Genomic DNA, 26,073 nt, shown 5'->3' on the forward strand with positions numbered 1-26,073 from the left:
TGATGCCAACATAAACTTGGTATGTGCATGTTTCAGCAGAAAGGAACGGAAGAAATTACGTCAGCGAGTGTGAGCCATATCTTTATTAACGGTTCTTCTAGCCTCATAAGTGTGTCATTAATAGGGTAAGTTTATTGTTAATATGTTGCACTATTTATTTTATATGATACACTTAATAAAAATTAATACTTAATATAAAGGACGTTTATCGATTTGGTGTAACATATTATGTGCATACTTGAGCTGAAGGGGGAACAGCTGCGTTGAATAGAAAATACTTAGATTTGCTTGCTGAGAAATTTGATAGTGAAGAGAAAGTCGTGACGGAAATTATTAATCTAGAAGCGATTTTGAATTTGCCAAAAGGGACGGAGCATTTTGTCAGTGATTTGCATGGGGAGTATCATGCGTTTCAACATGTACTTCGCAATGGCTCGGGTAAAGTGAAAGAAAAGATAATGGACATTTTCAAAGATTCATTGACTCAACAGGAGATTGATGATTTTGCGACATTAGTTTATTATCCAGAAGACAAGCTAAAGCTGATGAAAAATAAGTTTAGTAGTAAGGTAGAGCTGCATCGATGGTACAAGCAAGTCATTTGCGACATGATTACACTTATTCCTTATGCTTCGTCGAAGTATACACGCTCGAAATTACGAAAAGCACTACCGGAGCAGTTTGTTTATGTCATCGAAGAGCTATTGTATAAATCGGATAAGTATTCAAACAAGAAGTCCTATTATAAACAAATTTTAGAACAGATTATTACGCTTGGGCAATCAGAAAAGCTGATTGCAGGGCTCGCTTATACGATTCAGCAACTAATTGTAGATCACTTGCATGTCGTTGGAGACATTTATGATCGTGGGCCTGACCCTGATAAAATTATGGATACGTTGATTAACTATCATTCGTTAGATATTCAGTGGGGGAATCATGATGTTCTTTGGTTGGGGGCGTTTGCTGGTTCGAAGGTCTGTCTAGCGAATATTATTCGCATTTGTGCTCGTTACGATAATTTGGACATTATTGAAGATGTATATGGGATTAATCTGCGACCGTTGATGACGTTAGCGGACAAATATTACGATGATAATCCAGCATTTCGACCAAAGCAACATGCCGATAAACCACTGTCAGAGGATGAGTCTTTGCAAATAACAAAAATTCATCAGGCGATCGCTATCATTCAATTTAAATTGGAAAGTCCGATTATTAATCGACGTCCTTTCTTCAATATGTCAGAGCGCTTGTTGCTTGAGATGGTCGATTATGAGCGCAATGAAGTGACTGTCTATGGAAAGACGTATTCATTAGAGAATACGTGCTTTTCAACCATTGATCGCAATAATCCGACTGTGTTATTAGATGAGGAAGAAGAAGTGATCAATAAGCTGCTGCTGTCTGTCCAGCATTCGGAAAAACTAGCGAGGCATATGAAATTTTTAATGAAAAAAGGCAGCCTCTATTTGCGGTATAATGGGAATTTGCTCATTCATGGCTGTATGCCAATTAATGAAGACGGTCAGATGGAGCAAATGGAAATTGATGGTCAGGTATACAAAGGTCGGGCATTATTAGATCAATTTGAGACGTATTTGCGTTATGCGTTTGCTCATCGTGATCAAACGGATGACCTTGCGACTGATATGGTTTGGTATTTATGGACAGGGGAGTATTCGTCACTTTTTGGAAAGCGTGCAATGACGACATTTGAACGTTATTTTATTAAGGATAAAGCTGCGCACAAAGAACCTAAGAATCCTTATTATTATTTGAGAGAGAATGAGGAGGTTTGTCGGACGATTCTAGCAGAGTTTGACCTAGACCCTGAGCAAGGACATATTATTAATGGTCACACACCTGTTAAGGAAATTAATGGCGAGAACCCCATTAAGGCAAATGGAAAAATGATTGTCATTGACGGAGGTTTCTCAAAGGCCTATCAATCAACTACGGGGATAGCTGGCTATACGTTGCTGTATAACTCATTTGGGATGCAATTAGTCGCTCATCAGCAGTTTAATTCAAAAGAGGATGTTATTCATAATGGTGCTGATGTATTATCGGTGAAACGAGTTGTTGATAAGGAGCTCGAACGGAAAAAGGTACGAGAAACGAATGTCGGGCAGGAATTACTAGAAGAGATTGCGATGTTGAAGAAGCTGATGGAGTATCGTTATATGGATTAAAGTAAAAGCATGCCTACGATTTAGGTGTGCTTTTTTATCGCCTTCAATCAACTATCAGTTTCGTATAGCCTGTAGAATGAGAGAAACAATAGGTTTGTCATGATCATTGCGACAAAGTTAGTTTTCATTGTCATTGAATGTCGCTCTATTGCTCCTTTATGCTTAAGTTGTTCAAAAAGTTTACTATTTTTTTCAAGCTTTTTTTGAAGTACGCATTTTATTATATTTACTTAAAGAAAGGATGATTAGAATGGCTCAATCGAAAGTAAAAGTTGCAGTTCAAAAGTTCGGTAATTTTTTGAGTTCGATGGTTATGCCTAACATTGGTGCTTTTATTGCTTGGGGGCTAATTACAGCCTTGTTTATTCCTGATGGTTTCTTTCCAAATGAAAGCCTTGCCAGTTTGGTTGGCCCTATGGTTACGTACTTATTACCTCTTTTAATTGGTTATACAGGTGGTAAATTGATTCATGATCAGCGTGGTGGTGTTGTCGGGTCGATTGCGACGATGGGGGTTATCGTTGGGGCGCCAGATACGCCGATGTTCTTAGGAGCGATGGTTGTCGGCCCACTTGCTGCCTTTTTAATTAAGAGGTTTGACAAAATGATTGAGGGGAAAATTCGGTCAGGATTTGAAATGCTCGTTAATAATTTCTCTGCAGGTATTATCGGTGGAGCGTTGGCCGTTCTTGCCTTTTTAGGAATAGGTCCAGCCGTACAGTCATTTACACAAGTTCTTGTTGTCGGTGTTGACTGGTTACTGGATATGGGATTACTTCCATTAACGAGCTTGTTAATAGAACCGGCTAAGATTCTTTTCTTAAATAATGCGATAAACCATGGTGTCTTAACACCAATTGGATTGGAGCAGGTGCAAAATGCTGGTCGTTCAGTACTTTTCCTATTGGAGGCCAATCCCGGACCAGGTTTAGGTGTATTATTAGCCTTTATGATCTTTGGAAAAGGCATGGCGAGACAATCAGCCTCAGGAGCGTCGATCATTCACTTTTTCGGTGGTATCCATGAGATTTACTTCCCATATGTGTTAATGAAGCCAATGTTACTTGTTTCTGTTATTCTTGGTGGTATGAGTGGAGTCTTCACTCTTGTACTTCTTGGCGGAGGTCTTGGTGCACCTGCATCGCCAGGTAGTATTATTGCGATAACGGCTGTCACTCCGCCAAATGGCATGGTGTATTTTGCTAACTATGCAGCAATTTTCGTAGCAACTGCTGTTTCATTCATCATTTCGGCGATCGTTCTAAAAACAGGAAAACAAGTCGATGAAGATATGGATGAAGCAACGAAGAAAATGGAACAGATGAAGGGGAAAAAAAGCTCGGTTTCTAGTCAATTTACAAGTAATGATCTTCAAGTAGATCAAGTAAATAAGATTGTGTTTGCTTGTGATGCCGGTATGGGATCGAGTGCGATGGGAGCATCACTTCTACGCAAGAAGGTGAAGGAAGCAGGATTGGATGTTATGGTGACGAATACAGCCATTAGTAATATTCCAGCTGATGCCGAAATAGTCATTACGCAAGAAGAATTGACACCACGAGCACAGAATAAGGTTCCTAATGCTTACCATATTTCTGTTGACAACTTCTTATCAAGCGCTGAATATGACAAGCTTATTGCGAACTTGCAAAGTGGCACAGCAAACGATCAATCTGAGAGTGACAAGTTCGGTCAGGAGCCTACGAATGAAGAAAATAATGATATGCTTCTTGAAGAAAATATTTTTGTCAATCAAGAGTTTAAAACAAAAGAAGAAGCAATTCGTTTTGCGGGTGCCGTGCTAGTCGAAGCAGGCTATGTTGAGGAAAGCTATGTAGATGCGATGATTGAGCGCGAAGAAATGACCTCGACGTACATGGGTAATAATGTCGCAATTCCACACGGTACAGAAGAAGCAAAGAAAGCGGTCATTAAATCAGGCTTTACCGTTATTCAAGTTCCAAATGGGGTAGACTTTAATGGAGAAGAAACGAAATTAATATTCGGAATAGCTGGTAAAGATGGTACACACTTAGAGATTCTTTCAAGCATTGCTGTCATTTGCTCCGAACAGGCAAATGTTGATCGAATGATTCAAGCGAAATCAGTGAAAGAATTGAAAGCTCTTATTAAAAGTAAATGATCGGTCTAGAAGGGCAGGGTATCCTGCCTTTCTATTCGAAAATGGATTATACTTGAAGAACTTGGTGTTTTCTCTTGAAAGCAGGACATCTAATAAGTGAAATGGGTGAGATGAATGTTTATTACATCGAGGGAAAAAATGATTATTGATCTTATTGTCAAAACTTCGGGTAAGCATACGGTTCATTCTCTATCTACGTTCCTAGAAGTCAGTGCAAGAACAGTACAAAGAGATTTGAAATCAATCGAGAAGCTTTTAAAGCCCTTTGAGCTAGAACTGAAGAGAACAGCGACAGAAGGTCTATTTATTGATGGGAAAAATGAACAAATTTATCGATTAATACAAAGGTTGACGGGTGTTAATCCGACTGATATTACCCCAGAACAACGAAAGCTACAATTGCTTATTATGTTACTTCATGATGGACCGACATTTAAGAAGCAAGTGCTTGCTCGCCAGTTAGGTATAAGCGGGGCAACGTTGTCTCTTTATTTAGATGATCTGACGGATTGGTTCCATAAATTTTCTATTAATCTAACGAGAAAGAGAGGCGTTGGATTAGAATTAGTTGGAACGGAGTCGAGCATACGTCATGCGCTTGCGAATTATTTCTTAGTTCATTTTTATGAAGATTTAATTGAAAGCTTCTATTTTCTAGGTCAAGGAAATTGGTCGAATAAGAATATTCTTGGCTATTTTTCACCTCGTTATTTAGTGGTGATTGACGAACTTGTGAATCAGAAGATAAACAAAGAGCAAACAAGGCTAGCAGACAATGATTATACAGGGCTAATCGTCTATATTTGCATTACACTTCAGCGAATTGAGCATCATTTTTTACTTGAACAGGAAATAGAAGCAGAGCATGACTATACGAGTGAATTTAATCTAGTGTCAGCAATATGTGAAAAGCTTCAAGGTCAGCTCTCGATTCCACTAGAAAAGAGCGATGTTCATTTTTTGACCGTTGTATTAAAAGGATCTAAGCTGCAAGCGGCTGATGTTGCTGGTTACGACAGTGTCTTACTGGGAAAGTTAATAAAAAACGTCATTCAAGATGTGTCTGAACAATTGAACGTACATTTAATGGATGACTTTTCGTTGTATCAAGGATTGCTAGCACATATGGAACCATCGATTTTTCGCTTAAAGCAGAAGCTCGATTTATTTAACCCATTGACGAATGAAATTAAAAGAAAATATTCGGTGTTATTTATGGTTGTGCAGAAAAGCTTGGATAAACAATTTGAGGATGTTCACTTTCCAGATGATGAAATTGCGTTTATTGTGCTTCATTTTGGTTCGGCTTTAGTGAAGCGCGAGGAGAGCATACAGGTACATGCTGTTATCGTTTGTCCGACAGGGATTGGAACGTCCAAAATGCTCGCAAGCCGTGTTCAAAAAGAGCTATCAGAAATTCATAACGTTGAAATTTTGTCGATAAAAGAATTTCAAAAGGCTGATTTGAACGAGTATGAACTGGTCATTTCAACCGTTAGGCTACCCTTTGCTGATGTCGATTATATCCTAGTTAGCCCGTTGTTAAGCGAGAAAGATATTCATTCAATTCAAGATTATTTACAAAAACATCTAGAAGTCGTGACGAGAAAGAAGAGCTACGTCACGACTTCTATTGAAAAGGATGCGAATCAAAAGAACAACCGTCAGGACGTGAAAGGCTTATTAAAGGAAATTCAGGATGTTCATTCAAGCATGGAATCGATTCTTGCAAATTTACGTGTGTATTGGAAGCAATCTGATGAGGGTCATTGGAGGGTTATTGAAGAAATGGTAGAAGAGAGTGGGCAGAGTGGTCTCGTGACAAATCCTACAAATGTGATAAAGGAACTAGAGGAGCGCGAGAAAAACGGTGGGCTTGGAATACCAAATACGAATATGGGACTGTTTCATTGCAGAGAAGAAAGTGTATCTGAACTCATCTTTCAAGTCGCCCATTTAAATAAGCCTTGTACAATCAAGGGCATGGATGGAAGGGATATGCAAATGAAAAACCTGCTATTAATGCTGGCTCCTAAACATATGAGCAAGCGTGAACAGGAGGTTCTAAGCATGATAAGTACAAGTTTAATTGAAAATGACATTGCAATGATGATTTTTTCGTCTTCAAATGAAGGAATGATTCGCAAGAAGTTAGAGGATACATTTTTTGATTACTTACAAAATAATTTGATAAAGGAATGATCAATGTTGAAACAAGCCGTTCATTTTGGTGCAGGGAATATCGGGAGAGGATTTATCGGAGCTCTTTTTTCAGAATCAGGCTATCATGTCACGTTTGTCGACATAGCTGCACACATTATTGATCAATTAAATACAGAACGAAGCTATCAAGTGAAGCTAGCTACTGAAGAGCAGCAATCAATGAAGATTGAACACGTTTCTGGATTAAATAATTTGAGCCAGAAAAAAGAAGTTATCGATGCAATTAAGGAAGCAACTTATGTAACAACGGCAATTGGACCGACTATTTTGCCAAGGATAGCACCCTTAATAGCTCAGGGGATTGCTGAGCGTGTTGCTGTATCGGATGAAAAGCTCTATGTGATTGCATGCGAAAATCAAATTGCTGCTACTGATAGGTTAAAGGAATCTATATTGGAGCATCTTGATGATGAAATAAGACAGAAGCTGAAAGGAAGAATTTTCTTCTTTAATTCGGCTGTTGATCGAATTGTCCCGATTCAGGATCAGAGCTCACTTGATGTACTTGTTGAACCTTACTTTGAATGGGTAGTGGAAGCAAATGAACATATTCCAAAAGTAGAAGGAATGACAATTGTGGACGATCTTGCTCCATTTATCGAGCGTAAATTATTTACTGTTAACACTGGTCATGCTGTCATCGCTTATTTAGGGTACATTGAAGGAAAGAAGACCATTGATCAAGCGTTAAATGATGAGAGTGTTGTACAGCAAGTGAGAGAGACGTTGAAAGAAACGGGTGCGTACTTAGTGAAGGAATATGGACTTGATGAAGAGGAGCATTTAACGTATATTCATAAAAATATCGAACGCTTCAAAAATCGTTATTTAAATGATGGTGTTACACGTGTCGGACGTGCCCCAATTCGAAAATTAGGTCCACAGGATCGCTTAATCCGTCCTCTTATTCAGGCGTATAAGGCAGGGCTACCGTATACAAACTTGGCTAAAGCGATAGCAGCTGCCTTAATGTTCGATGCTCATGAAGACGAGGAAGCGCTAGAAATTCAAGCAATGATCAATGAGCATGGACCTTCTTATGTGTTGAAAGTGGTCAGTAAATTAGATGAAAATAGTGATGTAGTGAGAGAAATTGTTCGTCACTATGATAAGTTGAAGGCGGAAATGTAATCTCTAGAATCACTTTAATTGCATGCTCCTTTTGTTCAAATTATAATAATAGATAGCATTTACAAATGAATAGTTTCTACTAGGGGTGTCTGTTATACAGACTGAGAAAAAAGTATTGAACTTTTTGACCCTCAGGACCTGATCTGGCTCATACCAGCGGAGGGAAGTAGGCTATCTTTTCGAAGACTAGGTCCTTATGTTTCCTAGTCTTTTTGCTGTGTAAATGTTGAAAAGATTCATATATTGGAGGGACTATTGTGAAATTAAATGAGCAAACGGTTTTAATTACTGGAGCAAGTAGGGGAGTGGGAGCAGAGCTAGCAAAGGCTTATGCGAACGAAGGTGCTCAAGTGATTATCAATTATTATCAAAGTCAAGAAAAAGCAGACCATCTCGTAAAAGCGATCGGTGAGCGTGCGATTGCGATTCAAGCAGATGTACGAGATAAGGTGCAAGTGCAGGAAATGGTTGCGAAAGCAAAGGCTTATTTTGGTACACCGGTTACCACGATTGTAAACAATGCATTAATTGATTTTGAATTTAATCCAGTTACGCAGAAGAATGCTTTCGAGCTTGAATGGGAAAAGTTCAACACACAGTTAGAAGGAAGCGTGAAAGGGGCACTAAATACCGTACAAGCGTGTGTAGCTGATATGAAGGAACAGCAGTTTGGCCGTATTATAAATATTGGTACGAATCTCGTACAAAACCCTGTCGTTGCTTATCATGAATATACAACCGGTAAAGCGGCATTACTTGGTTTCACTCGTAATTTAGCAAAGGAATTAGGGCAGTATGGCATTACGGTTAATATGATCTCAGGTGGTTTATTGAAGCAAACGGATGCGAGTAGCGTGACGACTGAAGAAGTGTTTGGAATCATTGAGTCTACTACTCCATTGAAAAAGGTAACTACTCCAGCAGAATTAGCTGATACGGCTTTATTCTTTTCGTCGTCATGGGCAAGAGCAGTGACAGGTCAGAATCTTGTTGTCGATGGTGGTTTAGTGATGGATTAATGCAAAGAAGAGGTTACGGATAAGAGCTACAGCAGAAAAACGATCCAGGAAGGACTTCTTTCATGGATCGTTTTAAACATGTTTATTTCGAAGCATCCTTAGCTATTTCAACTAAAACAAGCTGTAGGTCTTGTCGTTTCACGTAACGAAGTGGTTCGAATCACCTGAACGCTTATCGTCAAATTCAAGAAATAGTCTGTCTACATCCAAACCGTCAATTAAAATAATGAGGCTTTGTTTTGACCCCTTGAAATTGAATACCTTCTCCATCTGTTATTGATTGGCGACCAGCTTCCTTTTGCTTGGCAACAATGCGTTTCATTTCCTCATCTTCAATTGCGCGTAGTTCACTTTCTGTGATCGTACCTTCCGCTTATCAGCCATCATCCGTTCATTTGCAATATTTGGAATTATACTAAAATGTTCTATATAAAATAAAGTTAAAACATATACGTTAACTTGGTATTGAGGGATGTGGGTAACGTATCAACTTTGGTTATTCTTAGGAAGGTGCTTAAGCGTAAATGTATTTAGATTACAGGATACGTTTATAAAGGACAATCAAGTTGAAGGGAAATATTAGGTGAATCTTTAGCACAGATGATTCTATTTTCAAATAAGAAAATAGTTATATCCCTACTCACAGAATACTTATTCCTAAAATATACATATATCGTATACCCTGTTGAATTCTATGAAAGAATGATCAAATAAAAATGAATTGTTGTTTAATAGGATATGTTTAAGTAAAAAGTTAGTCATAAACGAGGAGAAGGGAGTTCATAATGAAAGTTCATTCATTTATTGAAAAGAAGATTGGGTCTTTAAAAAATAAAGATATTCTTCAAGTCGGAATGGATCATTCCATTGAAAAGCCTTCTTTGATGATCGATTTGGCGGAGCTGAAAAACATCAATCAATTAGCATCATCTAATCAGTATGATGTAATTCTTATTACTGATGCTATTGATAAAATTCCAGTATTTGAAATGGAACAGTTATGGGTGAAATTAAAGACGAGGTTGAAACGTGGTGGATGTCTAATAATAAATACTCCTACTCACGATTCACCTAATGAATTCGTCGGAGAAGAAGTTGTTCATGTACAAACGAAAGGCTCACTCATGAGGTCTTGTTTGAAGCATCATTTTATTTGCATTTTATGTGAGCAAAACTACTTTGCATTTGTTTTAAGAGATCATCTTTCTAGCTTTGAAAAAAAAAGATCGAACGAATTTCTCTTCTTTCATAATAAACTGCTCGAGGAAGCTGGAATTGACTTTGAGAAAGCAAGAAATGAAGAAGAACTTAGTAAACTTATGCCTACGCCTGGGAGAGTTATGATCGGTTGTGTAACTGAGAATAATGAAAAGTATCGTGACCAAACGCTTCGACTCGTTCGTTCGATCAGATGGTTTGGTGGGCGAATGGCTGGTGTTAATATATTTGTTTGTATTGTTGATGAAGCTGATCCCAATTTTGTTGAAGAGCTTGAACGTTTGGGTGTGTTTGTAAGAATCGTTAAACGATTTAGTAAATGGCATCCTCAATCAAACAAAATGCGTTTCTTTGAGCTTCCTGAAACAAAAGATTATGATACGATCTTGTTTCTGGATTGTGATACAGTCATTGTCCGTGATCCGAGTGACTATATTACTGGTGAACATTTCCAAGCGGCATTAGCAGCAGGGCTAACCGTCCCTTATGAACAGTTTGAAGAAATATTCTCATTTTTTAAGCTGCCGATGCTGCCTCGCGAGCACCGTACAGTCTTAGCGGATATTCGAACAATTATGTATTGTAATGCAGGGGTATTAATTTTTCCTCAGCGATTAATGAAAGAGTTCTATCCTGTTTGGAAGAAATATACGAAACTCTTAATTAAACATCGAGATTTACTCGGGCGTAACTTCAATTTCTGTGAACAGGCCTCCTTAACTCTTGCATATGCAAGTAAAAATATACCTTTTCAAAGCCTTCCATATGAAATGAACTTTCACTTAGTTTCAAGAAAGCTAAAAAAAATTATCGAGTGTGATCCTGTTATTATTCACTATCATAACCGAATAACCGAGGAAAAATTATTAAAAGAAAAAACGAGAAGTCCATATGCTATTAAGAGAATACGTGAGCTTAATCAGAGATTAGAAGAAGTAATGAAAAAGAAGAAAGGGTTGTAATAGATGACAATAGGCCGATTAACAAAACCAGTTTTTCTAGTTGGGTGTATGAGAAGTGGGACGACTTTACTCGCATCCATATTAGGTATGCATGATCACTTGGTTCATTGTCCATTTGAGCTGAAGGATATATGGTCGCAAATAGGCGGTGTCCCTATGGCTTCTCCAAAAACACGTGATCGCACTTGTCCTTGTTTAAATGAACGGGACGTACAACCAGGTCAAGCAGAGCGACTAACAGCAGCGTTTGTAGAAAGGATGAAACAAAATGATAAGAATAAAAGTGAGAATGCTTATTTCTTAAGTAAAAACCCTCATTTATGCAACAAGCTCCCATTGGTCAATTCATTATTTCCTGATGCACGTTATATTTGGATCTATCGTGATATGCCAAGAGTTGTTGCTAGTTTGAAAGTGAAATTAAAATTTCATTATTGGCCAGAGAAAACAACACAAGATGAATATCGTTGTTGGGAATATTTCGCAAATAAGAAAATACCAAATGATATTGATGTAAATCGGTATTTCCCAAATGGAAATGTAAGGTATTTAGCGGAATATTGGATTGAAAATAACAAAGCAATATCAGAGTTTCGCCAAAGAATTGAAGATGATCGAATGATTTGTATAAAAGAAGAAGAGCTTATTAAAAACCCGAACAGAGTGGTGAAAAACATATTACGGTTTCTACAATTACCAACTAAATTGTCAGGTAAGATAGAGACTTTAAATCATAGCCGAAATTCTTTATGGAAGCAAAGGTTGAATAAAAAGGATTTCAATGACTTATTAGAAGTTGTGATGGAGTATGGAAGTGAATTAAATGAAATATTTCCAAACAAGCAAGATCTTCATTCACTGTATAACAACGAGCTTGTTTCACAACTAAAGAAACATTAGAATAATTCTATTTCTTTGCAAAGGAGTTTGTTATGTCACAAAGACAGCTTTATTTACCGATTGAAGTTACGACAAGAGAATTAGATGGAAAACTTCTCTTAGCCTATTATGCTGTGAAGAATGGATACAATGTCGTAATTGGAAAACAGCCGAAGCTATTTGACAATGCAGCCTATCTTCCAAAGGGGATTTTCTTCCTAAAAGGTTATCCAAATAAAAACCACTTTAAACAAGGAACTTTCAGCCGAATAAAAAAGCTAGGGCATGCATTAGTAGAGTTAGATGAAGAAGGCTTTATTTTTAATAATAATACGTATATCCATACACGAACAACTGCGGACCACTTGCAGCTTTTAGATGGAATCTTTTGTTGGGGTAAGACACAAAAAAACCTTCTAGTTCAAGCATATCCTCATTTAAAAGAAAAGATTCATGTCACGGGTCATCCACGCTTTGATTTATTGAATGTACCGTTTCAATCACTCTATGATGACGCTGTGGAACAATTAAAGGAGAAGTATGGTGAGTTTATTTTAGTTAATACTCGATTTGCTTTGTATAACCATAAAAATGGAATGAGACATAAAACTAAACACACATTTTTCAAAGATTTATATGATCATTTTGTCGAAATGGTGACGTTATTAAGCATTCGTTATCCGAATGTGAATGTGATCATTCGTCCCCACCCACAAGAAAATATAGCGAGCTATCAGAAGGAATTTAATAATGCTTCAAATGTGTTTGTTGAACATGAAGGGGCCATTGCAAAATGGATCATAGCTTCTAAGTTAATGGTTCATAACGGTTGTACGACGGGAATTGAAGCCTTTTTGTTAGAGAAGCCGAGTATTACTTATAGACCGATAGTTTCTAAAGCATGGGATGTAGAGTTGGCGAATGCTGTAAGTGAAGAAGCTGAAAGTATGAAAGAAATATACAAATTAGTAGATAAGCATTTGTCACAAAAAAAAGCGGGCTCATCCTTAAAGAAGAAAGCGATCCTGTCTAGTTTTTATGGTAATAGTGGTGAAGTCTCTTCTTACGAAAGAATCCTTCATCTCCTTAGTAAGAGTTCTTTGAAAAACGTACATCCTATTCAAGCTCCGCGTGTCATAAATAATTTTCCATTACAGCACAAAAAAAATAAAACTGAACTTACAAGAAAGGTTTTATCCTCTTTCATAGCTAAATTAAACCGAATAGAACGTACAGAAACCAACATAGTTATCAACAAACTAGACAGTAATGTATTTGAACTAAAGCTTGCTAACCCATAATAGCCCCAGGTGTTATGGGTTAAAAAGTTATGCTGCTATTTCATAAAATCAATAAACGGAAAGTAGGATATGAAATGTATTTTACCAATAAAAAAATCTTAATTATTGGAGGAACAGGAACGATAGGGCAAAGCCTAATAAAGCAGATATTATTAGATAATCCAACGGTTGTCCGTGTGTTTAGTCGTGATGAGTATAAGCAATATCATATGAATAATCTCTATGGAAATCGAAATAATATTCGCTTTTGTATTGGAGATGTTCGAGATTACGATCGAGTTTTCAGTGCTATGGAAGATATCGATTACGTATTTCATCTTGCAGCGATGAAGCACGTTCCTTCCTGTGAATACAATCCATTTGAAGCTGTTCAAACGAATGTATTAGGCACAAATAATGTGATCAAAGCTGCTATTGCTCATGATGTAAAAAAAGTTATATTTACAAGCTCTGATAAGGCGATTTCGCCAACAAATACGTATGGCGCGACAAAACTGACAGCAGAACGTTTAATAAGTGCAGCTGAGTATAGTAAGGGTAAAGGGAAAACGATATTTGCTAGTGTTCGATTCGGCAATGTGATGGGATCGAGAGGGTCGGTTATTCCTTTTTTTAAAAAACAACTGATTGAGAATAAGAAAATGACAGTAACTGACCGAAACATGACACGATTTATGATGACATTAAGCCAAGCAACAAACCTTACGATTCAAGCACTTAAAGAAGCACGGGGAGGGGAAGTATTTGTATTAAAAATGCCAGTATTGGTATTAGATGACTTAGTTGATGTCATTATCAATGAAACATGCAAAAAAAATCAATTGAAAAAAGAGGAAATAACGGTCGAATACATTGGATTAAGAACAGGAGAAAAATTGTACGAAGAGTTAATGACTTATGATGAATCATTAATAGCATGGGAACTACTTGAAATGTTTGTTATTCCAGGTCATAAACAAACTAATACAGCTTACGAAAATGCTAAAAGAGCAAAACCCGGCACGTATCGCTCGTCTAAAGAGATATCAATAGATAAGAAAGAAATCCGTCATCTACTCTTAAATGAGAATTTAATTTAATTAGTATCATTTTGTATGGAAATGAATGGTGCTAAGGAAACTGTCTTATTCATAAAATGATGGAAGGGGATTGCGTATGAAGGTTTTAGTCACTGGAGGAGCAGGATTTATTGGGAGATGGGTAGTTTGGCAATTAATTAAGAATGGGCACAGTGTTTGGGTGCTTGATGACCTTTCGAATGGAAGAAAGGAAAATATTGAAGAGTTTTCAAAAAATGAACATTTTACCTTTATTAAAGGGGACATCAAGGATAGATTTTTGCTGGATGACATTTTTTTAAATCAATTTGACATTTGTTTTCATTTAGGCGCTAGCATTAATGTGCAAGATAGTATTAATGATCCAAAAGAGACATTTTATAATGATACAGTTGGTACATTTAACATTTTAGAAAAATGTAAAGAACATCATGTCAAACTCGTTTTTATGAGTACATGTATGGTTTATGATTGTACATCTAATGAGCTCGGTATTAAGGAAAATGATTTAATCAAACCAGCTTCTCCATATGCCGGTTCAAAAATTGCTGCAGAAAATATGGTTTTATCCTATTACTATACCTACAAATTACCGGTTGTTGTCGTTCGTCCATTTAATACGTATGGACCTTATCAAAAAACAGGGGGTGAAGGAGGAGTTATTGCTATTTTTTTGAAAAATAAACTGGAAGGAAAGAAGCTTTTTATTTATGGAGATGGAACACAAACGAGAGATTTCCTATATGTTGAAGATTGTGCTCGTTTCGTCGTGAAAGCAGGCTATTCGGACAAAGTTAATGGAGAAATTGTGAATGCTGGTTTAGGGCGTGATATTGCGATTAATGGATTAGCAGCATTGATTGCTAAAGATGAATCCCAGATCGAACATGTGAAGCATATTCATCCACAAAGTGAAATTCAAAAGCTGCTCTGTAATTATGACAAAGCTAAGCAGTTATTAGATTGGGAGCCGAAAGTGGGTTTGGAGGAAGGAATTCGTCGAACAGAAGAATGGATTAAAACAACAAACCTTATTTAATAAGGAGAAATAGCTGATGACAATAGAAAGACTTGCGATTGATGGAGGAAAGCCTGTAAGGGATTCCTACCTCCCTTATGGGAGACAATGGATTGATGATGATGACGCTCAAGCTGTTCTCCAAGTCCTCAAAAGTGATTATTTAACGACTGGACCGACTATTGCTCAATTTGAGCAAGAAATAGCTACGTATGTTGGAGCCAAATATGCTGTGGCATTCTCGAGTGGGACAGCTGCTTTGCATGGTGCTTGTTTTGCTGCTGGTATTGAAGAAGGTGACGAAGTTATTACGAGTCCGATGACATTTGTTGCGACTGCAAATTGTATCCTCTACCAAAAAGGAAAACCAATTTTTTCAGATATAGATTCTCAAACGTATAATATCGCTACTAAAAACATTCAATCCCTCATTACAAAAAAAACAAAAGCTATTATTCCCGTAGATTTTACAGGGCAACCTGCCGAATTAGAAGACATTCAAAAGCTAGCCAAACAACATAATCTAACTGTCATAGAAGATGCTGCTCATGCTTTGGGTGCAACATACAAAGGGAAAAAGGTCGGTTCTATTAGTGACATGACGATGTTTAGCTTACATCCAGTGAAGCATATTACATCTGGTGAGGGTGGTGTCATTACGACCAATAATAAGGAATACTATGAAAAGCTAGTACAATTTAGAAGCCATGGAATTACCCGAGAGAAAAACAAATTAAATCAATATGAAGGACCTTGGTATTATGAAATGCATTTTCTCGGTTTTAATTATCGAATGACCGATTTACAGGCGGCTCTTGGATTAAGTCAATTAAAAAAAATAGATCAATTTATACAAACTAGAAAGAGATATGTAGCTAAGTATCAAGAAGCATTTCGAAAGATAAAAGAGGTGATAATTCCTCTTGATCATCAAACAAATGCTTCTTGTTCTAGCTGGCACCTGTATATCATTCGTTTACGCGTTGAGCAATTAAAAGTAGGGAGAAAACAAATTTTTGAAGCACTACAAAAAGAAAATATAGGAGTAAATGTACACTATATCCCTGTTTACTTACAACCTTATTATCAAAAATTAGGGTACAGCAAAAAACAATGTCCCTACGCAGAGAAGTTATATGAAGAAATCATCACACTTCCTCTTTTTCCAGCTATGACCATGAAAGATGTAAATGATGTCATCAAAGGTGTTACAAAAGTCATTTCTAATTATTCGAGGTGATCAAGTGAAAGTAGTCGCCATCATTCAAGCAAGAATGGGTTCAACGAGATTACCTGGAAAAGTGCTAAAAGAAGTATTAAATAAGCCGTTGCTAGTCTATCAGATTGAAAGAGTACAAAAAGTTACTAGATTAGATGAGATTGTTATTGCAACGACAAAGCTTGCAGGAGATGATGCGATTGTCTCATTATGTCATCAACTAAATGTTCCTTTTTATCGAGGTGATGAAAAGGATGTCTTAGCTAGATTTTATGAAGCAGCCACGTCATTAAAGGCAGATGTCATTGTAAGGTTAACCTCAGACTGTCCTATTATTGATCCGCATGTGATTGAAAAGGGTATTTCCTTATTTGAAGAGTATCACAATAAGTTCGACTATATATCTAATACTATGCAAAGGACATATCCACGAGGTATGGATACAGAGGTGTTCTCGTTTGATGCGTTGAAGCAGGCATATTATATGGCACGGTCACATTCGGAAAGAGAACATGTCACTTTATTTTTTAGAAATCAATCTGATTTGTTTCGGATTTTAAATTTCTATTATAAAGAAGATCAAAGCGCCAATAGGTGGACTGTAGATACAGTTGAAGATTTTGAGTTAATCAAGCGAATCATTGAGAAGTTACATCCAAATAATCCATTGTTTACACTGGAAGATACATTACAGTTACTTAAACAGTTTCCTCATTGGAAGCAATTGAATGTTCATGTTGAACAAAAGGAGAACGAGGATAAATGAATGTGGCTATTCGTACAGACGCCTCTGTTGAAATCGGAACAGGTCATGTCATGCGTTGTCTTACGCTTGCTGAAGAATTACAGCATAACGGTGCGACTGTTTCATTTCTTTGTCGAAAGTTAGATGGGAACCTCATTTCGTTCATTAATGAGAAAGGTTTCCATGTTCATTCATTACGTACACCAATAGAGCGTTCTTATGAAGTTGATCGAGACGTTACACATTCCAGCTGGCTTAGAGAAGATTGGAAACAAGATGCTTATGAAACGAAAGAAATCCTCTTCCATACTAAAATAGAATTGCTCATTGTTGATCACTATTCACTTGATCACAAATGGGAAAGTGAAATGAGAACAGTAGTGAGTAAAGTGATGGTCATAGATGATTTAGCGGATCGCTTGCACGATTGTGATATATTATTAGATCAAAATGAGTACATTAATCGAATTAATCGTTATAAAGGGTTGGTTCCTACCCATTGTACTCAACTATTAGGCTCTGACTTCGCTTTGTTACGTTCAGAATTTAGAGAAGCTAGAAGAGAGTTAGCTGAACGGGATGGGGTACTTCGTCGTATCATGATTTTCTTTGGAGGGAGTGATCCAACTAATGAAACGAGAAAAGCGTTGAAAGCTGTTGGATTAATGAACAGAATAGACATATTATTTGATGTAATAGTAGGTCAGTCTAATGTTCGAAAAGATCAAATCAAAAGATTATGCAAACAGTACCCGAACGTTGTTTATTATGAACATATTAATCATATTGCAAACGTGATGCTAAAAGCAAGTTTGGCTATAGGGGCAGGGGGCAGTACAACATGGGAAAGGTGTTATTTAGGACTACCAACATTGACGATTATGACAGCAAAGAATCAAGAAAATGTCATTGCTTCTGCATTCAAATATGGGATCATCCATCATATAGGTGATAGTCAAAAAGTAACTGCAGAAGATATTGTGAAACATGTAGAACACCTACTAAAACACCCTGATAAAGTAAAGGAGATGTCATATTCTTGTATGACTATGATGGGTAAAGAGTTTCCTACTTCGATGGTGACCCAACACATTGTTGGAGGGTTTGAGTAATGGAACATTTTGTGGAATATACTTTAACAAGCATGAAAGAAGAACATTTACCACTCGTTTTAAAGTGGAGAAATTCGAAGTCGATACGACAATGTATGTATACAGACCATGTAATCACACTCAAAGAACACGAAAAATGGTTTCAAAAAATCAAACAAAGTGATCATGCAATGATTAAACTTTTATTTTATCGGGATCATCCAATTGGTCTTGTCCATTTCTCACAAATAGATCGACGTAACAAGAAAAGCTATTGGGGGTTTTATATCGGTGAACAAAATGCACCAAAGGGGTCGGGGACTGCATTAGGTTTTTTAGCGCTGGAATGTATATTTGAGCAAATAGGAATGAGAAAGTTATGTTCAGAGGTATTAGCATTTAATCAACCTAGTTTAAAGTTTCATAGAAAGCTAGGGTTTAAAGAAGAGGGAAAGTTTAAGAATCATATAGAACGAAATGGCCAATATATCGATGTATATGTATTTGCTCTCTTTAATGACAAATGGCTTGATGTTAAAAGAAGATGGTTAAACGGGAAAGGAGAGGATTATGAAAGAGATTCACATTCATGAGCGTACAATTAGTCCAAATCACCCACCTTTGATCATTGCAGAGATGTCTGGTAATCACAACCAATCATTAGAAAAAGCCTTATCGATTGTAGAGGCAGCTGCAAAATCTGGAGCACATGCACTAAAGATTCAAACATATACAGCAGATACGATGACATTAGATCTTACTCATAAGGATTTTGTTATACGAGATTCAAATAGTTTGTGGAACAACCAATCGTTATATAAATTATATGAACAGGCATACACGCCATGGGAATGGCACAAACCGATTTTTGAACGGTGTAAAGAGTTAGGACTAATAGGTTTTAGTACACCTTTTGATGAAACGGCTGTTGATTTTCTTGAATCATTAAATGTGCCATTATATAAAATTGCATCATTTGAAAATACAGATCTACCATTAATACGTAAAGTAGCTCAAACAGGAAAGCCAATGATTATTTCAACTGGAATGGCTTCAGTTGGAGAGCTTGGTGAAACTGTTCAAACACTTAGGGAAAACGGCTGTCATCAGTTCATTTTACTTAAATGTACAAGTACGTATCCAGCAACACCAGAAAAAACGAATATCTTAACTATTCCACATATGAAAGATTTATTTCAATGTCAAGTTGGCCTATCTGATCATACTTTAGGAATAGGTGTATCAGTTGCGAGTGTTGCTTTAGGAGCAACAGTCATTGAAAAACATTTTACTTTATCACGTGAAGACGGTGGTGCAGATGCGGCTTTTTCTATGGAGCCTGCTGAAATGAAATCACTTGTTGCAGAAACAAATAGAGCTTGGCAAGCGTTAGGAAGCATTCATTATGGAGCAACGGATCATGAAAAACGTTCAATGATGTTTAGACGATCCTTATATGTGACTGAGGATATGAAAAAAGGCGATGTTATTACAGAGGAAAAGGTTCGAATTATTCGTCCAGGGTACGGGCTCCCAGCTAAATATTATGATATGATTTTAGGGAAATCAGTTAGCAAAGATGTGAAAAGAGGCACTCCATTTACATGGGACCTCCTTTAGAATAAGGTTTATTGATAGGCACTGAAAAAGTATGCTTTTTCAGTGCCTATTGGTATTCTTAGGGAAGTCTTTTGGACTATAAAAATGATGTTAAAAGATGGAAAGGGAATTATACATTCATACATACAATTAGTCTAAACGTAACTAGACAGAAGAGTTGTGGTCAATTAAACTTCTAATCATAATAGTGAGTAGTGTTGTTATGTTTTTTATGATAACGCTTACGCAATTAAGAGGGACGTTAGAAGGAGGAAAGACTGATGGAATGTAATTGGTTGAGCTTCGGTTATAAAAAAAATGATACATACGGTATGGAGCATTTTCATACACATCGTGATTTTGAAATATATTATTTTCATGAGGGTAGATCTAGAATCTTTATTCAGCATCGTATATATGACTTACACCCTGGTGATATAGTTATATTAAATGGCTTAACGAAGCATCGGACGTGTCCTTTTCCTTCCCATTCGAATGTTCGCACGACGGTAGAGTTCTTTCCTGAATATATTGAACCCGTATTACAATCATTAGAAGCGATAGAATTGCTTGAGTTATTTCAGGATTTGAATAATTCTCTTATCCGGGTTGAGGATAAAGCGAACCTGACACAGATAGAGTCATCCTTGTTGAAAATCAAACAGCTATTGTCTCATAGTAGAGAAAGTTTCTCTATTAATAATCGGTTTGTAGAAAGCAAAGTAAAGCATTTGCTTGTGGAGCTATTATTTGAGATTAATCATTTATCTCAGTTACCAATTGCCGAAATTTTGACGAAAAAAAACACGTCAGATAGACAAATAGAATACATGTTAGCATGGATTATGGATCATTACATGGAAAAGATAAGCTTGGATCGACTTTCACAGGAATTTAAATTAAACAAACATTATATCTCTCATCTTTTTAAACAATCAGTGGGGATGACTGTAATGGAGTATGTCATGAGTTGTCGGATTGATCATGCAAAATTTATGCTTGAAATGGAGCCATACAAAAATATATCTGATATTTCTATGGACGTAGGGTTCGAAAGCAGCGCTCATTTTAGCCGAGTCTTTCGTCAAAAGGTAGGATTGTCTCCGTCGCTTTTTCGGAAGCAACGAGTTAGAAAGAGCTATCAGCAATGATGACAACGTTTGTATTATGAGTTGGATATGAATCGGTATAGTTGCTTTTATCTATATTGATTACGTATAATATATGGTAGATTTGACTAGGGGAGCACGTAGTTCAACTTTACTGGAGTGGCTCTGTATGTGCTAAGAGTGTTTCGACGCTCTGAAGTTGATCTAGTTCGTACTAGCGTAGGGAAGTGGAATTGGTCATTGAGTAGATGACATAATGATGCTACTTTTTGCTACCAAAACTATCTCTTGCGTAGGAGATAGTTTTTTGATGTACGTGGCTCTCGTTGTAGTCAATACGAAAGCGGATACAAAAAGGGCAATGGCTTTAACAAACCGCAAAGCGTGTTTGTTCTTAGATTATGAATAGGAGTGATTAGAATGAGTCAATTATTTACAGATCGTCTTTGGAACAGGGTTGAACCGATTTGGAATTCATATTTAGAGCATCCATTTGTGAAAGGACTAGGAGATGGTACGTTAGAACAAGAAAAGTTTAAGCATTGGTTAAAGCAGGATTATGTCTATTTAATTGAGTATTCGCGTTTGTTTGCATTAGGTGCTTCGAAATCAGAAGATTTAGAAACAATGACCACTTTTGCGAAGCTATTGCATGGAGTCTTAGAGGTGGAAATGGGTCTTCATCGAAACTATGCAGCTGATTTTGGGATTTCAGTAGAAGAGCTAGAACAAACCGAGCCTTCAGCCATTACGACGGCCTATACGAGCTATATGTTAAATCTATCACAACGCGGTGGAGTTGAGAATGTTGTGGCTTCAGTATTAGCTTGTGAATGGAGCTATCATTTTATTGGGGCCTCCCTTGCTAAATGGCCTGGTGCATTGGATGATAATTTTTATAGTAGCTGGGTGGAGATGTATAGCTCTGCTGAATTTACAGAACTTGCAGAAAGTAGTAAGCAATTAATGAATAAGCTTGCAGAAGGGAAGCCTGAACAGGAACTAGCGAGATTAGAAGAGATTGTTGTTAGAACGAGTCAGCTTGAATATATGTTTTGGGATATGGTTGAGAACAAAGAGGGTTGGCCCGTTCAGGTTGAATTATAGAAAAAAGCACATTCAATTTTAAATTGGAATCGAAGCATGGATTAGTATTTTTTGAAAAGGAGATTGATACACGATGGCAATGCTCCAAGTTAACTTTTATTCAAAAGCGATGAGAAGAGAAGTCACATTTAATGCACTTATTCCATTGGATACGATGGAAATGCCCGGGAGAGAAAAGGATGTGCAGCAGCCGATGCGAGCTCTGTACCTCTTAAATGGGTACACGGGTAGCCATACAGATTGGATTAGTTTTACTAGAATACGTGAGTTGTCTGATAAGCACCGTATTGCCGTTTTCATGCCGGCAGGGGAGAACCATTTCTATGTCGATGATGAAGACAAAGGTGCGATGAATGGGGAATATGTTGGTAATGAACTAGTAAAGTACACGAGAGAGCTGTTTCCTATTTCTGATCGGAAAGAAGATACGTTTATTGGTGGCTTATCGATGGGAGGATACGGTGCTATTCGAAATGGGTTGAAATATGCAGAAAATTTCAGCAAAATAATCGCATTATCCTCAGCATTGATTACGTATAAAGCTCAAAATGCTGATACTGATTTTAATGATGGTATTGCTGATTATAACTATTTTCGAAGAGTATTTGGTGATTTGACAAAGCTTGAAGGCAGCGATAAAGATCCAGAAGCGCTAATCAAACATGAAAAGAATAAGAAAGGAGAGGTTCCTGCTATTTACATGGCGTGTGGAACAGAGGATTTCTTACTAGACGTAAACCATAAGTATCGCGATTATTTAAATGCTGAGCAAATTGAATTTACATATGTGGAAGGACCAGGAGAGCATTCATGGGCCTTTTGGGATGAATATATTGAGAAAGCGATTACGTGGGCAGTTGAATGATGAATAAAAGTACATAGAGAAGTGTTTGTAATGAAAATGATAAACGAAATGAAAGAACCAAGCTAATGTGAGTAGCTTGGTTCTTTGCTTTTAGACTTTAACTAATTTTAGTCAGTAGTTTAACAAACCTTTAACTTCAGTTGATAAAGTTCAATAAAGAACTATTTTATGTAGGTCTTTATTGAACAGATAATGATTCAAATGTCATAGGAGGAACGATCAATGTATAAGGAAGACATGGATATGTCAGATCAATTTATTGGTGAAATTCGAACTTTTGCAGGCTCATTTGAACCTAAAGGCTGGGCATTTTGCCATGGGCAACTACTATCAATCTCACAAAATGAAGCTCTGTTCACGTTAATTAATAATCACTATGGCGGAGATGGTATAACCAACTTTGCTCTTCCTGACTTTCGTGGTAAAGCCATTATTCACCAAGGCTCCAACACGCAAACAGGTACGAGCTATCAGGTCGGACAAAATGGTGGGAATGAAAAAGTAACCTTAACGTTAAATCAGCTCCCACGACATACACACCAGATCATAGCTTCGGATGAAGAAGGAGTGGAGAAGTCACCAGCCAATCACTATTGGGCTTCGGCTGGAGTGAAACAATACTCTAACAAACGTCCAGATCAGGTTATGGATACAAAAGGAATGGAACAATCAGGAGGATTAGAAGCACATGATAATATGATGCCATTCTTCACCTTAAATTACATTATTGCCCTTGAAGGCTTGTATCCATCAAGAAAAAATTAGTTAGAGGAGACGATTATAATGGCAGAACCTTTTTTAGGAGAAATTCGGTGTTTTAGCTTTCCGTTTGAACCTGAAGGCTGGGCCTTTTGCGATGGAAGGACATTAATGATCATAAAAAATCAAGCGTTATTTACTATTTTAGGCACGACGTTTGGAGGGAATGGAAGTACGACATTTTGTTTGCCTGATCTTAGAGGTAGAGTGCCTGTACACCGTGGAACAACGATTCAATTAGGAGAGAAGGGTGGAGAAGAATTACACGAATTAACTATAGCTGAGATGCCACAGCATACACACCGAGTATTAGCGAGCTCTAAAATGGCAACAACCACTCAGTCAGAACATCACATTTGGGCTCAAAGCGATAGTCAACCTTTTCATCATCAAGCAGGAGGGGTGATGAGAGATGACGCCCTTTCGAGTGCAGGGGGCAGTCATCCTCATTCTAATATGCAGCCTTATTGTGTAGCGAATTATTGCATTGCAGTAAGTGGGTACTTTCCAACAAGAAATTAGAAGTCTATTTAAGGAGGGGATCTTTTGGATCCATTAATAGGAGAGGTTCGTTTATTTACAGGAAATTTTGCACCGAAGGGTTGGGCATTTTGCGATGGACAATTGATTTCTATATCACAACATGTATCTTTGTTTTCTGTTATAGGTACAACATACGGAGGCAACGGAACAACTACGTTTGCCTTACCAGATTTGAGAGATAGAATCGCGATTCATCAAGGTCAGGGGAGTGGATTGGTTTCAAGAGAAATTGGAGAGATAGGAGGCGAGAAGTCTATCACTTTATTAGAAAGTCAAATGCCACAGCACGCTCATGTCCCACAGAGTCAAAGTGAGAATGACGAGAAATCACCCATTGATGCATTATGGGCGGATAGTCCAACGGGGAGATTGAATCCAAATGTGTATTCTTCTGAAGCTCCTGATACTTCAATGAATTCAAGAGCTGTACAACCAGAAGGAGGAGGGGCTCCTCATAATAATATGCAACCATATGTCGGTATGCATTTTATTATTGCTTTGGAAGGGATTATTCCTATTCATTCATAGTAGCTTAGATTAAAGAGGTGAGAAAATGAGTTCAAAAAGACTGAAGATAATCCTTTGTGTTCTATTAATGATGTTTTATCAGCTACAGGGTTTTGCTTTAAGAGTCGATATGGTAGAAGCCTCAACTTCCCCAGGTTTGCATCATGATTTTACTATTTCGAATTGGTTAGACAATACAACAAATGGATTTGAAGCTGTTGAAGCGACTCAACCTTTAGTAGATGATCCTGGTGTAGGGTTGTATTTTGATTTGCCAGAACCAGGATCAGGAACAGTAAGGTTTCAGCCATCTGATGTATTTACAGGTGGTACATTTGATTTAGTTCGTTTTCAATTTCATTCAGGTTTTGGAAGTGTGACGGCTTCATTGGAAATTTCCGCTTATGATGTCAATGGACAGTTAATCGGTTCTCCTGCTCGTTTGGATACAAGTTCTGATAATCAGACTGATTATGAATTGTTCATGAATTTTCAAAATGTGAGCTATTTTGATGTAACGTTAACAAATGGGGGAGGAGGAAATGATGATCTACATCACTTGACTTTAATTGGTTTTACAATAGAGAATCCACTGTTCTATGGTGATGCTGAACAACCTGTAATCACTTCCCAACCTATAGGAGTTACAGTCGATCAATTTGAATCCAAACCACTTTTGCAGACGGTAGCAGCTATTAATGATTCAGGGACATTGTCATACCAATGGTATAGTCATGAAGAGAACGCTAATGAAGGTGGTATCCCCATTTCAGGAGCAACAAGTTCGACCTATGAAGCACCTACAGAAGTAACAGGAACGACGTATTATTATGCGATTGTGACAAACACAAATAATCAGGTAAATGGAGAAAATATAGCAACGACAGCGACTGAAGCAGCTCCTGTCACTGTTAATCCGAAAACCTATACTATTACATTTGATTCAATAGGTGGAAGCGATGTGACAGATCAAGTTGTAGAGCATGGAGATACGCTTACAGAGCTTGAAACACCAATGAAACCAGGTTTTACATTTATAGATTGGTATATTGATGAGACATATTCGGATATATTTCATATAACAACTCCTATTACGATAGATATGACTCTTTATGCTAAGTGGAAAGCAAATGAATATATCGTTAATTTTCAAACTGAGGGAGGTAGCGAGGTCCATGATCAAACGGTGAGACATGGGGAAGTCGCAGAGGCTCCTGAAGAGCCTGAGAAAGTTGGTCATACGTTTGTTGGATGGTACACGACTCCATTGTATGACGAGGCATTTGATTTTACTAGTGCGATCACAGGCAACACGACACTGTACGCGAAGTGGGAAGTGAATGCCTATACGGTGCAGTTTGAATCGAACGGAGGAAGTGAGG

General features: G+C 37.3%; 22 protein-coding genes and 1 riboswitch. All 22 genes read left to right on the top strand.

From position 1 onward, the window contains the following. The first annotated feature begins 263 nt into the window (after positions 1-263). Entirely contained in the window at positions 264-2,195 is a 1,932-nt protein-coding gene (locus tag ACERJO_RS15410) for a fructose-1,6-bisphosphatase (protein ID WP_373648063.1), read from the top strand. A 250-nt stretch (positions 2,196-2,445) separates the two neighbouring features. After that, on the top strand, positions 2,446-4,338 hold the full coding sequence (locus ACERJO_RS15415; RefSeq protein ID WP_373648064.1) for a PTS mannitol transporter subunit IICBA: 1,893 nt from the start codon (positions 2,446-2,448) through the stop codon (positions 4,336-4,338). Between the two features lie 114 nt (positions 4,339-4,452). Further along, a complete protein-coding gene (locus ACERJO_RS15420) occupies positions 4,453-6,540 on the top strand; it encodes a BglG family transcription antiterminator (protein WP_373648065.1) in 2,088 nt (695 codons plus the stop codon). Between the two features lie 6 nt (positions 6,541-6,546). Next, positions 6,547-7,692, top strand: coding sequence for a mannitol-1-phosphate 5-dehydrogenase (locus tag ACERJO_RS15425; protein ID WP_373648080.1), 1,146 nt, complete (start codon positions 6,547-6,549; stop codon positions 7,690-7,692). Positions 7,693-7,763: 71 nt separating this feature from the next. Then, a riboswitch (TPP riboswitch) is annotated at positions 7,764-7,874 on the top strand. 75 nt (positions 7,875-7,949) lie between these two features. After that, positions 7,950-8,711: a 3-oxoacyl-ACP reductase gene (locus tag ACERJO_RS15430; protein WP_373648066.1), complete on the top strand. Its 762-nt coding sequence runs from the start codon at positions 7,950-7,952 to the stop codon at positions 8,709-8,711. Positions 8,712-9,496: 785 nt separating this feature from the next. Beyond that, entirely contained in the window at positions 9,497-10,891 is a 1,395-nt protein-coding gene (locus ACERJO_RS15435) for a glycosyltransferase family protein (protein ID WP_373648067.1), read from the top strand. 3 nt (positions 10,892-10,894) lie between these two features. Continuing rightward, positions 10,895-11,791: a sulfotransferase family protein gene (locus ACERJO_RS15440; RefSeq protein WP_373648068.1), complete on the top strand. Its 897-nt coding sequence runs from the start codon at positions 10,895-10,897 to the stop codon at positions 11,789-11,791. Between the two features lie 32 nt (positions 11,792-11,823). After that, entirely contained in the window at positions 11,824-13,071 is a 1,248-nt protein-coding gene (locus ACERJO_RS15445; protein WP_373648069.1) for a surface carbohydrate biosynthesis protein, read from the top strand. A gap of 74 nt (positions 13,072-13,145) precedes the next feature. After that, the gene (locus ACERJO_RS15450; RefSeq protein WP_373648070.1) at positions 13,146-14,150 is read left to right on the top strand and encodes an SDR family NAD(P)-dependent oxidoreductase; all 1,005 of its coding nucleotides are present in this window, start codon (positions 13,146-13,148) and stop codon (positions 14,148-14,150) included. Between the two features lie 76 nt (positions 14,151-14,226). Continuing rightward, complete coding sequence (locus tag ACERJO_RS15455) at positions 14,227-15,168, top strand: dTDP-glucose 4,6-dehydratase (protein WP_373648071.1); 942 nt, start codon at positions 14,227-14,229, stop codon at positions 15,166-15,168. Positions 15,169-15,184: 16 nt separating this feature from the next. Further along, positions 15,185-16,387 carry a UDP-4-amino-4,6-dideoxy-N-acetyl-beta-L-altrosamine transaminase gene (pseC, locus tag ACERJO_RS15460; protein ID WP_373648072.1) on the top strand — a complete coding sequence of 401 codons (1,203 nt, stop codon included), beginning with the start codon at positions 15,185-15,187 and terminating at the stop codon, positions 16,385-16,387. A gap of 4 nt (positions 16,388-16,391) precedes the next feature. Then, on the top strand, positions 16,392-17,132 hold the full coding sequence (locus tag ACERJO_RS15465) for a cytidylyltransferase domain-containing protein (protein ID WP_373648081.1): 741 nt from the start codon (positions 16,392-16,394) through the stop codon (positions 17,130-17,132). After that, positions 17,129-18,223 (top strand): UDP-2,4-diacetamido-2,4,6-trideoxy-beta-L-altropyranose hydrolase, encoded by a 1,095-nt coding sequence (gene pseG / locus ACERJO_RS15470; protein WP_373648073.1) that lies wholly within the window; start codon positions 17,129-17,131, stop codon positions 18,221-18,223. The genes ACERJO_RS15465 and pseG overlap by 4 nt, the downstream gene beginning before the upstream one ends. After that, on the top strand, positions 18,223-18,795 hold the full coding sequence (pseH, locus tag ACERJO_RS15475; protein WP_247103579.1) for a UDP-4-amino-4,6-dideoxy-N-acetyl-beta-L-altrosamine N-acetyltransferase: 573 nt from the start codon (positions 18,223-18,225) through the stop codon (positions 18,793-18,795). The genes pseG and pseH overlap by 1 nt, the downstream gene beginning before the upstream one ends. Continuing rightward, positions 18,773-19,822 carry a pseudaminic acid synthase gene (gene pseI, locus ACERJO_RS15480; protein WP_373648074.1) on the top strand — a complete coding sequence of 350 codons (1,050 nt, stop codon included), beginning with the start codon at positions 18,773-18,775 and terminating at the stop codon, positions 19,820-19,822. The genes pseH and pseI overlap by 23 nt, the downstream gene beginning before the upstream one ends. A 260-nt stretch (positions 19,823-20,082) precedes the next feature. Beyond that, entirely contained in the window at positions 20,083-20,952 is an 870-nt protein-coding gene (locus ACERJO_RS15485) for a helix-turn-helix transcriptional regulator (protein WP_247103571.1), read from the top strand. Positions 20,953-21,330: 378 nt separating this feature from the next. Beyond that, positions 21,331-22,017, top strand: coding sequence for a thiaminase II (tenA, locus tag ACERJO_RS15490; protein ID WP_247103570.1), 687 nt, complete (start codon positions 21,331-21,333; stop codon positions 22,015-22,017). Between the two features lie 73 nt (positions 22,018-22,090). Beyond that, entirely contained in the window at positions 22,091-22,882 is a 792-nt protein-coding gene (locus ACERJO_RS15495; protein ID WP_373648075.1) for an alpha/beta hydrolase, read from the top strand. 222 nt (positions 22,883-23,104) lie between these two features. Next, positions 23,105-23,647: a phage tail protein gene (locus ACERJO_RS15500; RefSeq protein ID WP_373648076.1), complete on the top strand. Its 543-nt coding sequence runs from the start codon at positions 23,105-23,107 to the stop codon at positions 23,645-23,647. A gap of 18 nt (positions 23,648-23,665) precedes the next feature. Then, a complete protein-coding gene (locus ACERJO_RS15505; protein ID WP_373648077.1) occupies positions 23,666-24,163 on the top strand; it encodes a phage tail protein in 498 nt (165 codons plus the stop codon). Positions 24,164-24,187: 24 nt separating this feature from the next. Next, positions 24,188-24,712 (top strand): phage tail protein, encoded by a 525-nt coding sequence (locus ACERJO_RS15510; RefSeq protein ID WP_247103557.1) that lies wholly within the window; start codon positions 24,188-24,190, stop codon positions 24,710-24,712. Positions 24,713-24,737: 25 nt separating this feature from the next. Further along, positions 24,738-26,073 (top strand): InlB B-repeat-containing protein (locus ACERJO_RS15515; protein WP_373648078.1); only part of this gene is annotated, 1,336 nt, incomplete at its 3' end.

The organism is Halalkalibacter sp. AB-rgal2 (genome assembly GCF_041821005.1).
In the GTDB taxonomy this organism is placed as follows: domain Bacteria; phylum Bacillota; class Bacilli; order Bacillales; family Bacillaceae_D; genus Halalkalibacter.

What these genes read in the sequence shown, in the direction of transcription:
- ACERJO_RS15500 (WP_373648076.1), top strand. Translation starts at nt 23,105, where the DNA reads ATGTATAAGGAAGACATGGATATGTCAGATCAATTTATTGGTGAAATT.
- ACERJO_RS15495 (WP_373648075.1), top strand. Translation starts at nt 22,091, where the DNA reads ATGGCAATGCTCCAAGTTAACTTTTATTCAAAAGCGATGAGAAGAGAA.
- ACERJO_RS15450 (WP_373648070.1), top strand. Translation starts at nt 13,146, where the DNA reads ATGTATTTTACCAATAAAAAAATCTTAATTATTGGAGGAACAGGAACG.
- ACERJO_RS15485 (WP_247103571.1), top strand. Translation starts at nt 20,083, where the DNA reads ATGGAATGTAATTGGTTGAGCTTCGGTTATAAAAAAAATGATACATAC.
- ACERJO_RS15435 (WP_373648067.1), top strand. Translation starts at nt 9,497, where the DNA reads ATGAAAGTTCATTCATTTATTGAAAAGAAGATTGGGTCTTTAAAAAAT.
- pseH (WP_247103579.1), top strand. Translation starts at nt 18,223, where the DNA reads ATGGAACATTTTGTGGAATATACTTTAACAAGCATGAAAGAAGAACAT.
- ACERJO_RS15455 (WP_373648071.1), top strand. Translation starts at nt 14,227, where the DNA reads ATGAAGGTTTTAGTCACTGGAGGAGCAGGATTTATTGGGAGATGGGTA.
- ACERJO_RS15505 (WP_373648077.1), top strand. Translation starts at nt 23,666, where the DNA reads ATGGCAGAACCTTTTTTAGGAGAAATTCGGTGTTTTAGCTTTCCGTTT.
- ACERJO_RS15440 (WP_373648068.1), top strand. Translation starts at nt 10,895, where the DNA reads ATGACAATAGGCCGATTAACAAAACCAGTTTTTCTAGTTGGGTGTATG.
- ACERJO_RS15415 (WP_373648064.1), top strand. Translation starts at nt 2,446, where the DNA reads ATGGCTCAATCGAAAGTAAAAGTTGCAGTTCAAAAGTTCGGTAATTTT.
- ACERJO_RS15445 (WP_373648069.1), top strand. Translation starts at nt 11,824, where the DNA reads ATGTCACAAAGACAGCTTTATTTACCGATTGAAGTTACGACAAGAGAA.
- ACERJO_RS15420 (WP_373648065.1), top strand. Translation starts at nt 4,453, where the DNA reads ATGTTTATTACATCGAGGGAAAAAATGATTATTGATCTTATTGTCAAA.
- pseI (WP_373648074.1), top strand. Translation starts at nt 18,773, where the DNA reads ATGAAAGAGATTCACATTCATGAGCGTACAATTAGTCCAAATCACCCA.
- tenA (WP_247103570.1), top strand. Translation starts at nt 21,331, where the DNA reads ATGAGTCAATTATTTACAGATCGTCTTTGGAACAGGGTTGAACCGATT.
- pseC (WP_373648072.1), top strand. Translation starts at nt 15,185, where the DNA reads ATGACAATAGAAAGACTTGCGATTGATGGAGGAAAGCCTGTAAGGGAT.
- pseG (WP_373648073.1), top strand. Translation starts at nt 17,129, where the DNA reads ATGAATGTGGCTATTCGTACAGACGCCTCTGTTGAAATCGGAACAGGT.